A 9709-nucleotide genomic window follows, 5' to 3' on the forward strand; every position below is an offset into this window, starting at 1 on the left:
CGAGGGCCGGATTCATCACGGCGTGATGGAACTATACGCCGATCGCCGCCGGGCATGCCGCGCACAAAGTGCGCGCCAGAGGCCCCTGGCTCAGTCCAGGCTGATGTTGTTGGCGCGAATGACCTTGCCCCAATGCTCGCGATCCGCCTCTACGTAGCGGTCGATCTCGGCCTGGGTGCGCGGCGGCTGGATCACCAGTCCCAGTGCGCTGAAGGTCGCCCGGAAATGCGGATCCTTGAGGACCTGCGCGGCCGCGGCCTGCAGCTTTTCCACCACGTCCGGCGGTGTCTGCGCCGGCACGGCGAGCCCGAACCAGGTTGCGGCCTGGAAGTTGGGATAGCCGCTCTCGGCCACGGTCGGCACGTTGGGCAGCACTTCCAGCCGGGTGCGGCCGGTAACCGCCAGCGCGCGCAGTTTGCCGCCCTTGATGTGGGGCAGCGAGGTGCTGACCACATCCACCATCAGTTGCACATCGTTGGCGAGCAGCGCCGAGAGCGCCGGCGCGCTGCCGTTGTATGGCACATGGGTGACCGAGATCCCGAGTTCGGTCTTGAGCATTTCGGTAGCGAGCTGCAGCGCGTTGCCCAGGCCGACCGAGGCGTAGTTGAGCTTGCCACCGCTGGCCTTGGCGTAGGCTGCGAACTCGCGGATATTGGTCGCCGGCACCTGGCTGTTGGTCACCACCACCAGCGGCGCCTCGGCGCCAACGGTGAAGATCCGGAAGTCGCGCGGCGGATCGTAGGCGATCTTCTTGTAGAGCATGGGATTGAGCACCATGCTGCCGTTGGTGGCAAGCACCATGGTGTAGCCATCGGCGGGCGCGCGCGCCACGCTTTGCGTGCCGATCATGGTGGCGGCGCCGGGGCGGTTCTCCACCACCACCGTCTGTTTGAGCACGCGGCTCATGCCATCGGCCAGCCCGCGCCCGAACTGGTCGGTGGAGCCGCCCGGCGTGTAGGGCACCACCAGCTTGATGGGGCGGTCGGGATAGGCGGCAGCGGCCAGTTGCGAACAGGCGAAGACGGCGGCGCCAGCCCAGGCGCGCCATCCGGTTTTCCAGCTATGCATTGCGTAGTCTCCTTGGCGTTTTTTGACGTCTGGTGTTCGGTACTCGGCATGCGGTGCCCGGTGCGGCTCAAACCCGCCGCGTGCGCCCTTCCCAGTACTTGTCGCGCAGGCGGCGCTTGGCCAGCTTGCCGGTATCGTCGCGCGGCAGCAGCGCCTCCACCACGATGGTGCGCGGCACCTTGAAGCCGGACAGGCGCTGGCGCAGCCATTCGATGATGGCGCCCTCTTCCAGCGTGGCGCCCGCCACCGGTTGCACCATGGCCAGCAGCCGCTCACCGTATTCGTCGTCGGGTACGCCGAACACCACGCAGTCGGCCACGCCGGGATAGCGCACCAGCTCGTGCTCGATCTCGGCCGGGTAGATGTTCACGCCGCCGGAGATCACCATGTCGGAGGCGCGGTCGCAGATGAAGAGGTAGCCGTCGGCGTCCAGGTAGCCCATGTCGCCCAGGCTGACCAGGCCGTCGCGGTCGATGGCGCGGCGCGCTGCCTCGTTGTTGCGATAGGTGAAGTCCGGGTAGGCGGGCTGGCGCACATAGACCAGGCCGATCTCGCCGGGGGCGCAGGCAACGCCCTGCTCATCCAGGATGCGCACTTCGCCCTGGTCAACCGGGCGCCCCGCCGTGCCGGGCTTGGCCACGGCGTCGGCCGGCGTGGCCACGGTAATCATGCCGGCCTCGCTTGAAGCATAGGTTTCATGGATCACCGGGCCGAACCAGTCCAGCATGGCGCGCTTGACCTCGGGCGCGCACGGCGCCCCGGTGGAGGCGACAAAGCGCAGCGAGGACAAGTCATAACGGGCGCGCACTTCGGGCGGCACCTTGAGCATGCGCACATACATGATCGGCACCAGGTAGAGCACGTCGATGCGGTGCTTCTCCACCAGCGCCAGCACCTGCTCCGGATCGAAGCGCGCGCACAGCACCAGGCGCTCCCCAAGCTGCAGCGCGTTCTGGATGAACACGCCCGGCGCGCTGTGGTACAGCGGCGCGGCCATCAGCGCGCGCGTGCCCTGCACGATACCCATGGTCTGCGCCACCACCGAGCGCATGCGCGCGAGCTGCTCGTCCAGCATGGCCAGCGGCGGCGCGGCGCGCAGCACGCCCTTGGGGCGGCCGGTGGTGCCGGAGGTGTAGGCCATGTGGCCGCGCGGCGCGACCCGCGGGCCGTCATAGGGCTGCTGCGCGGCGAGCCAGCTCTCGTAGCCGGTCGCGCCCGCGGGGCTGTCCTTGCCGGGCGCCCCCACCGCCAGCACCTGTACGCCTTCGGGCACCACGGCGCGCACGCCGTCCAGCAGGTCGGCGCTGACGATCAAGGCCCGGGCGCCGCTGTCGGTCAGCAGGAAGCGGATTTCTTCCGCCGTGAAGTGCCAGTTGATCGGGCAGTAGTAAGTGCCGGCCGTACGGCAGGCATGCACGATATCGGCAAAGACCGGGTCATTGCGCAGCAGCACCGCGACCACGTCGCCTTCGCCCAGGCCAAGCGCGCGCAGGCCGCCGGCCAGGCGCGCGCCGCGCTCGCTCAGTTCGGCGCCGGTACGGTGGATGTCTTCAAACAGGAGGTCAGCGGCCATCAGTTGTCTCCAGCCTGGCTAGGCTTGGTGGTAGAGCGGGTCGGGGTCGGTGCGTTGACGGTGCGCCCGGCACGATCGGCAGCGTTCGTGGCCGCGATGCGCTCGCGCGCGGCTTGCCATTCGACATCGCCCCAATCCAGGTACTGCTTGAAGTAAGCGCCGTTGGCAAGGTAATCGCCACCATCCAGCGCAATGGTCTGTCCGTTGATCCACGCGTTGTCGCGGGCCAGCAGGAAGGCGGCCAGGTTACCGATATCCTGCGGCTGGCCGATGCGGCCCGTGGGGTTCTGGCCGCTCATCGCGTCTTGCTGCGCATCCTGCGGACGCAGGCGCGAGCCCGCGCCTTCGGTGGGAATCACGCCCGGCGCGATGGCGTTGCAGCGGATGCCGTGGCGGCCCCACTCCACGGCCAGCGACTTGGTCATGGCATCCACGCCCGCCTTGGACATGGCGGACGGCACCACGAAAGGCGAGCCGGTCCAGACCCAGGTCACGACGATGGACAGGACCGAGCCGGGATGGCCGTCGCGGATCCAGCGCTTGCCCACGGCCTGCGTGGTGTAGAAGGTACCGCGGAAGACAATGTCGGAGATGGCGTGAAAGCCGTTGGGCGACAGATCCTCGGTGCGGCTGATGAAGTTGCCTGCGGCGTTGTTGACCAGGCAATCGAGCGGGCCGTGCCGGGTCCAGATGGTCTCGATCATGGCGTCGACGGCAGCCGCGTCGCGGATGTCCACCGCGTGCGTCACGACCTTGGTGCCGTGCTGGTGGCGCAGCATCTCGGCGGCCTCGTCCAGCACCGCCAGCCGGCGCCCGCACAGGTGCAGCTCCGCCCCCAGCCCCGCCAGGCGCTGGGCCATGATCAGGCCCAGCCCGGTGCCGCCACCGGTGATCAGCACGCGCTGGCCGGCGAAAAGATCGTTCTTGAACATGGTGTCTCCTGCTTGTTTCAGGGCGGCGTCGCGCCCGCCTGGCCCTGCCTTGGCGATCCGGCAGGGCATGGTCACTGTAGCCTCGGCTCCCCGCATCGACAATTCCCCCGCAGCGACTCACAATGTTGCGCCATACGCGACAATTCCCCATGGAATCCCGGATGGACCTCAACCTGATCCAGGCCTTCGTCGATATCGTCGAAGCCGGCAACTTGTCCGAGGCGGGGCGGCGGCGCGGCGTCACGCGCTCGCAGGTCAGCCGCCAGCTGCGCGAACTGGAGCACCAGGCTGGCGCGCAGCTGCTGCGCCGTACCACGCGCCGGCTGGAGCTGACCGAGGCGGGCCGCGCGCTTTACCAGCACGGGCTGCGCATCCTGCAGGAAGTGGCGTCCGCCCAGGCGGAGATCGACAGCCTGGGCACCACCCTGCGCGGCCACGTGCGCGTGAGCGTGCCGACCGGGCTGGGCGACACCTTCCTCGCGCCGCTGCTGCTGGAATTCACCGGGCAGCATCCCGGCATCTCGCTGCGCGTGTTCTTTGCCAACCGCGTGGTGGACCTGATCGCCGCGGAGATCGACGTGGCGCTCAAGGTGACTTCGCAGCCGCCGCTGGACCACGTAGCACGAGACATCTGCGCCATCGACTGGCAGCTCTGCGCCTCGCCCGCCTACCTGGCCCGCCACGGCCCGCTGCAAACCCCGGCCGACCTGGCGCGCTGCCAGTTCCTGTGCCCGCCCTATCCCGCCCGACGCTTCGTGCTCGCACTCAACCGCGGCGAGCAGCGCGAAGAGGTGGAACTGAGCCCGCACCTGCAGTCCGAGCATTTCCCCTTCCTGATGCGCGCGGTGCGCGACGGCCACGGCGTGGGCCTGCTGCCCGTCTACGCCGGCTGGGACGATGTGCGCGAAGGCCGCCTGGTGCCGGTGCTGACCGAATGGAAACCGGAAGGGTTGGGCAGCCGGCTCTACATCATCACCACGCCCAACCTGCATCCGTCGATGGCCACGCGCACCTTGATCGACTTCCTGCGCGCGCGGATTTCGGCGCTGGATGTCTTCAGCGCCCCGGGCGGTACCGCTTTGTGCGCACCGTAATCCGTCTTGGCACAGGTCCCGCGCGTACCGCGCACGCCGCTTGCAGCTCGCCAGCAAACTTTCAAATTGCAAGTTAAGATGCGCCGAAACCCTTGGCTTGCAAAACGAAAGTAAAAATCCGAGCCAACTCTGCAAGCCGCGCGAGAGGAGACCATGGGACATACCGACTTTGCCAGCATGCCTTGCCCGATTGCCCGCTCGATGGCGGTGCTGGGCGAGCGCTGGGCCATTCTTTTGCTGCGCGAGGCGTTCTACGGCAGCACCCGCTTTGATGAATTCCAGCGCCACCTGGGCATCGCGCCCAACATCCTCAGCGCGCGCCTGAAGACGCTGGTCGAACACGGCATGCTGGAGCGCGTGCCGGCGCCCGACAGTGCACGGCATGCCTACCACCTCACAGAAAAAGGCCGCGACTTCTTCCCCGCCTTCGTAGCGCTGAAGGCCTGGGCCGACCGCTGGATGACCGACGAGCGCGGCCCGCTCACCTTGCTGCAGGACAAGCGCACCGGCGCGGAGATCGCCACGCCGGCGCTGGCCCGCCCGGACGGCAGTCCGCTGACGCTGGACGACCTGCGCGTCGCGCCAGGCCCTGGCGCGGGCAGCTATTTGCGGCGGCGCTTTGGCGCCGCTGCCGGCCTGCAAGCCGCGGACGAGCAACCGACAGACGAAACGGAGTCCAGCCATGAATGAGCCGCAAGCCAATCCCATGGCCGGAGCCGCGATAGCGCCAGCCACGGCCGCACCCATTGCCCCCCCAACGCACCCGCTGATGCGCGAACTGATGCGCCGCATCCTGCTGCTAGCCGCGCCCACCAGCCTGATCGCATTTCTGCAGGCAGGCGCGCAACTGATCGAGACCTGGCTGGCGGCGCGCCAGGGCACGGCGGCGCTGGCGGGCTGGGCGGTAGTGCTGCCGTTTGCCTTGCTGCTGCAGCAGATGTCCACCGGCGCCATGGGCGGTGGCGTGGTGGCGGCCATCGCCCGCGCGCTGGGCGCGAACAAGCGCGAGGAGGCCTCGTCGCTGGTGCTGCATGCGCTCATCATCGCGGTCACGGCGGGGCTGGCGTTTGCCGTGGCGATGGCCGGTTTCCCGCGCGCCGTCCTGGGCGCGGTGGCGGGGCAGACCGCGGCAGACGCGGCCGCCACGTATGCGATCTGGCTGTTCGGCGCCGGCGCGGTGCCGGCCTGGCTGGCCAACACGCTGGCATCGGTGCTGCGCGGCGGTGGCCGCCATGCGCTGGCGGCGCGGGTGCTCTCGCTGATGTGGATCGTCTTCCCGGTGCTGGCCTGGACGCTGGCCGAGCCGGCAGGCATGGGCCTGGCCGGTATCGGCGCGTCACTGGCGGCGGTGTCGTGGGCGGCGGCGCTGGCCATGGCCTGGGTGGTGCTGCGGGGCGGCGCGGGGTTCGTGCCGATGCTGCGGATCCGTCCGTCACGCGCGCTGTTCACACGCATCCTGTCGGTAGGGCTGGTGGCCTGCGCGCTGGCCTCGGTGGCCAACCTGTCCACGATCCTTGTGACCACCCAGCTGCGCCACTATGGCACCGCCGCGGTGGCCGCGTACGGCATCTCGGCGCGGCTGGAGTTCCTGATGATCCCGCTGGCGTTCGGCGTGGGTTCCGCGCTAACCGCGCTGGTGGGGCGAGCAGTCGGCGCCGGCGATTGGGCCACCGCACGCCGCACGGCTTGGGCCGGCGCGCTGATGGCGCTGGCGGTGGCCGGCGCGGTGGGTGCGGTGGTGGGACTGGCGCCGGATGCCTTTGCCGGGTTCTTCACCAAGGACGCCGAAGTGGCGAGCATCGCGGCGCGCGCGCTGTCCTGGGTCGCGCCGGCCTTCGGCGGCTTCGGGCTGGGCATGGCGCTGTATTTCGCGTCGATGGGCGCTGGCCGCATGGGCTGGCCGATCGCGGCCGGCATCTCGCGCATCGCGCTGGCCGCCGGCGGCGGCTGGCTGCTGGCGAACGTGGCGGGCATGGGCCTGGACGGGCACTTCCTGGGCGTGGCGCTGGGCATCACCGCTTACGGCGTGGTGACGGCGTTTGGCGTGCGCGGCGCTAACTGGTCGGCGCGCTGAGCCTGAGTGGGCGGCGCAAGCGGCCCACTCAGCGCATCACGGCGCGCGCGTTGCTGCTCAGCCCGGCATCCCTGACCTCGGCCGGCACCGCCGGCCATCCACCGCCCAGCGACTTGTACAAGGCTGCCGTGCCATTCAACACATCGACCTGTCCCTGAATGGCGGCAAGCTGCGCATCGAACAGCTTCTCCTGCGCGGTGGTGACTTCGAGGTAGCTGGAGTAGCCGCCCTCGTAGCGCGCGCCGGCCTGGTCGGCATACACCGTCAGGCTGCGCTCCTGCTTTTGCAGGCTGCCCAGCCGGTTGCGCGTCTCCAACCCGTTGGCCAATGCGCTGTTCACATCGGCCAGCGCCGCCAGCACGCTGCCCTGGTAGGCCAGCAGCGCCTGCTCGCGCTGCGCCCCGGCCGTCTGCACCTGGCCACGGATTGCACCGCCCCGGAAGATCGGCTGCGTCAGCCCGGCGGTCATGCCCCACACTTGCGAGGCGCTGTGCCACAGCGCGCCCGGCGACGCCGCCACCGCACCGAACAAGCCTGAGAGATTCACCGCCGGCAGGTACAGCGCCTCGGCGGCGCCGAGCAGCGCGTTGGCCGCGACGGCATTCTGCTCGGCCTGCAGCACATCCGGGCGGCGCGCGAGCAAGGCCGCAGGCAGGTCGGCGCCAACCGGCGGCGCCTGCAGTTCGGTGATGGACTTGCCCCGCTCGATCGGGCCGGCCTCTCGCCCGAGCAACACCGACAGCGCGTTCTCGGTCTGCGCGATAGCGCTGCGCAGCGGCGGAATGGAGGCCTCGGTGGTGTAGTAGTCGTTCTCGGCCTGCGAGAGTTCCAGCTGTGAGACCACGCCGCCCTCGTAGCGCATGCGGAAGATCTCCAGCGCGTGAGCACGGGCGTCCAGCGTCTGGCGGGCCACGTCCAGTTGCGCATCCAGCCCACGCAAGTTGGCGTAGCCCTGCACCACCGATGCGGCCAGCGCCAGCACCACGCCGCGCCGCGCGTATTCCGCGTTCAGCAGGTCGGCCTGCGCGGCCTGCGCCTGGCGGCGGATGCGGCCCCAGAGGTCGATCTCCCAGCTGGCGTTGGCAAGCAGCTGGTAGCTGTTGCGCGGGCCATCGAGCGACGCGAACGGCGTGCCGTTGAACGTGCCCGCGCGCTGGCGCGTGGCCGACGCGGAGAGCCCGACCTGCGGGAACAAGCCAGAGCGCGCCACCAGCAACTGCCCGCGAAACGCATCGATGCGCGCAGCCGCGATGCGCACGTCGTAGTTGCTGCGCAGCGCGGCATCCACCAGCGCGTTGAGCACCGGATCGCCGAAGCTGTCCCACCACGCGCTATCCGCGGCCACGGTCAGCGCGCCGGTATCAAGGCGGTACTGCGGCGGCTGCGCCACGTCCGGGCGCCGGTAGTCCGGTCCGAGCGCGCAAGCGCCAAGCACCATCGCGCCGGCAGCCACCAGCAGGCGGCGCGCGCTCATGACGTTCTCCCGCTGCCGGCTCGGGCTGCGTTGCCGCTGCCGGTTCGCCCTTGCGCCTGGCCCATTTGTCGACGCCCGTGCCGATCAGGTACGAGAACAGCGGCACGAACAGCAGCGCCAGCGTGGTCGCGGCAATCATGCCGCCGATGATGCCGGTGCCGATCGAATGCCGCGCGTTGGAGCCCGCGCCGCTGGCAATGAACAGCGGCACCGCGCCCAGGATGAACGCCAGCGAGGTCATGACGATCGGGCGCAGCCGCAGCTTGGCCGCCTCCACCGCGGCGTCCGCGTGCGACAGGCCTTCCTTCTGCTTGAGCACCGCGAACTCCACGATCAGGATGGCGTTCTTCGCCGCCAGCCCGATCAGCGTGACCATGCCGATCTGGAAGTACACGTCATTGGAAAGCCCGCGCAGCAAGATCGCGACCAGCGCGCCAAACAGGCCAAACGGCACCGCGCTCAGGATCGACAGCGGCAGCGACCACGACTCGTACTGCGCGGCCAGGATCAGGAACACCATCACGATGCCGAACACGAACACGATGGCCGTGGTGTTGCCCGACTTCTTCGCCTCGAACGCCTCGCCGCTCCAGCCGTAGGCGTAACCGGGCGGCAACGCTTCCTTGGCCACCGCCTCCATCGCCGCCAGCGCCTGGCCCGAGCTGTAGCCGGGCGCGGCGTCGCCGGTGATCTTGGCCGCCGGGAAGTTGTTGAAACGCGAGAGCAGATCCGGGCCGCTGCTGTAGTAGGTCTTGAGCAGGCCGGACACCGGCGCCATCGCGCCGCTTTGCTGGCGCACGTAGAGGAACTGCAGGTCGTTCGGATTGGCGCGGTACTGGGGCTCGGCTTGCAGGATCACCTGCCAGACCCGGCTGTACTGCGAGAACTGGCTGACGTAGAGCGAGCCGAACTGCGTCTGCAGCGTGCCGTACACGTCTGCAATGGGCACGCCCATGGTCTCGGCCTTCTCCTTGTCCACCTCCACCCGCATCTGGCGCGAGGCCGCCTGGATGGTGCTGTTGAGCCGCCCTAGTTCCGGATGGTTGGCCGCGGCCTTGATGAACGCGCGCGTGGTCGCCTCCAGCTCCGCCGTGCTGCCGGTGCCGCGGCTTTGCAGCCAGAACTCGAAGCCGCCCTGCGAGCCCAGCCCCGGAATCGACGGGGGATTGACCGGGATGATGATGGCTTCCGGAATCGCCCGCAGCTTTGGCGTGATCGACTGCAGCAAACCCGGCACGAGCAGGTCCGGCTTGTTGCGCTCCTTGAACGGCTTCATCGCCACGAAGACGGTGCCGGCATTGGTCTTGTACTGGCTGTCGATAAAGCTGTAGCCGGACAGCGCCGATGCATCGTGGATTCAACGGGTCGATGCAACACTAGACGCTGCGTGAGCAGTGGAGGTGTTGCAAATGAAACAGAGGCGCAGGATCTACTACACCGAGACTCAAAAGGCACTAATGTGGGAGCGGTGGCGCAAAGGTGACACGCTTGCGC

8 protein-coding genes are annotated in these 9709 nt (G+C 69.0%); 3 read left to right on the forward strand and 5 right to left on the reverse strand.

Features of this window, described 5'->3' with window-relative positions:
• Positions 1 to 90: 90 nt before the first annotated feature.
• The 3 genes from AC1DQR_RS36425 to AC1DQR_RS36435 all read right to left on the reverse strand — a co-directional run bounded on the left by AC1DQR_RS36425 (position 91) and on the right by AC1DQR_RS36435 (position 3573).
• Entirely contained in the window at positions 91 to 1068 is a 978-nt protein-coding gene (locus tag AC1DQR_RS36425; protein WP_416049801.1) for a Bug family tripartite tricarboxylate transporter substrate binding protein, read from the reverse strand.
• A gap of 67 nt (positions 1069 to 1135) precedes the next feature.
• Positions 1136 to 2641 carry an acyl-CoA synthetase gene (locus AC1DQR_RS36430; RefSeq protein ID WP_416049802.1) on the reverse strand — a complete coding sequence of 502 codons (1506 nt, stop codon included), beginning with the start codon at positions 2639 to 2641 and terminating at the stop codon, positions 1136 to 1138.
• Positions 2641 to 3573, reverse strand: coding sequence for an SDR family oxidoreductase (locus AC1DQR_RS36435; protein ID WP_477134781.1), 933 nt, complete (start codon positions 3571 to 3573; stop codon positions 2641 to 2643). The genes AC1DQR_RS36430 and AC1DQR_RS36435 overlap by 1 nt, the downstream gene beginning before the upstream one ends.
• A 161-nt stretch (positions 3574 to 3734) precedes the next feature.
• On the opposite strand from AC1DQR_RS36435, the gene AC1DQR_RS36440 reads away from it, so the two are divergent.
• The 3 genes from AC1DQR_RS36440 to AC1DQR_RS36450 all read left to right on the forward strand — a co-directional run bounded on the left by AC1DQR_RS36440 (position 3735) and on the right by AC1DQR_RS36450 (position 6741).
• Positions 3735 to 4667 carry a LysR family transcriptional regulator gene (locus tag AC1DQR_RS36440; protein WP_477134782.1) on the forward strand — a complete coding sequence of 311 codons (933 nt, stop codon included), beginning with the start codon at positions 3735 to 3737 and terminating at the stop codon, positions 4665 to 4667.
• A gap of 153 nt (positions 4668 to 4820) precedes the next feature.
• Positions 4821 to 5357 (forward strand): winged helix-turn-helix transcriptional regulator, encoded by a 537-nt coding sequence (locus tag AC1DQR_RS36445; protein ID WP_416049805.1) that lies wholly within the window; start codon positions 4821 to 4823, stop codon positions 5355 to 5357.
• On the forward strand, positions 5350 to 6741 hold the full coding sequence (locus tag AC1DQR_RS36450; RefSeq protein WP_416049806.1) for an MATE family efflux transporter: 1392 nt from the start codon (positions 5350 to 5352) through the stop codon (positions 6739 to 6741). The genes AC1DQR_RS36445 and AC1DQR_RS36450 overlap by 8 nt, the downstream gene beginning before the upstream one ends.
• A gap of 28 nt (positions 6742 to 6769) precedes the next feature.
• On the opposite strand, the gene AC1DQR_RS36455 is transcribed toward AC1DQR_RS36450, so the two are convergent.
• Together AC1DQR_RS36455 and AC1DQR_RS36460 are read right to left on the reverse strand one after the other, a co-directional pair.
• Complete coding sequence (locus AC1DQR_RS36455) at positions 6770 to 8215, reverse strand: efflux transporter outer membrane subunit (protein ID WP_416049807.1); 1446 nt, start codon at positions 8213 to 8215, stop codon at positions 6770 to 6772.
• Complete coding sequence (locus AC1DQR_RS36460) at positions 8103 to 9572, reverse strand: efflux RND transporter permease subunit (RefSeq protein ID WP_477134783.1); 1470 nt, start codon at positions 9570 to 9572, stop codon at positions 8103 to 8105. Before AC1DQR_RS36460 ends, AC1DQR_RS36455 begins: the two co-directional genes overlap by 113 nt.
• Between the last annotated feature and the right edge of the window lie 137 nt (positions 9573 to 9709).

The sequence above is a fragment of the Cupriavidus sp. 05L411 genome, assembly GCF_056398045.1.

Coding starts and splice junctions, on each gene's coding strand:
- AC1DQR_RS36425 (WP_416049801.1), bottom strand. CDS start 1,068: ATGCATAGCTGGAAAACCGGATGGCGCGCCTGGGCTGGCGCCGCCGTC.
- AC1DQR_RS36430 (WP_416049802.1), bottom strand. CDS start 2,641: ATGGCCGCTGACCTCCTGTTTGAAGACATCCACCGTACCGGCGCCGAA.
- AC1DQR_RS36435 (WP_477134781.1), bottom strand. CDS start 3,573: ATGTTCAAGAACGATCTTTTCGCCGGCCAGCGCGTGCTGATCACCGGT.
- AC1DQR_RS36440 (WP_477134782.1), top strand. CDS start 3,735: ATGGACCTCAACCTGATCCAGGCCTTCGTCGATATCGTCGAAGCCGGC.
- AC1DQR_RS36445 (WP_416049805.1), top strand. CDS start 4,821: ATGGGACATACCGACTTTGCCAGCATGCCTTGCCCGATTGCCCGCTCG.
- AC1DQR_RS36450 (WP_416049806.1), top strand. CDS start 5,350: ATGAATGAGCCGCAAGCCAATCCCATGGCCGGAGCCGCGATAGCGCCA.
- AC1DQR_RS36455 (WP_416049807.1), bottom strand. CDS start 8,215: ATGAGCGCGCGCCGCCTGCTGGTGGCTGCCGGCGCGATGGTGCTTGGC.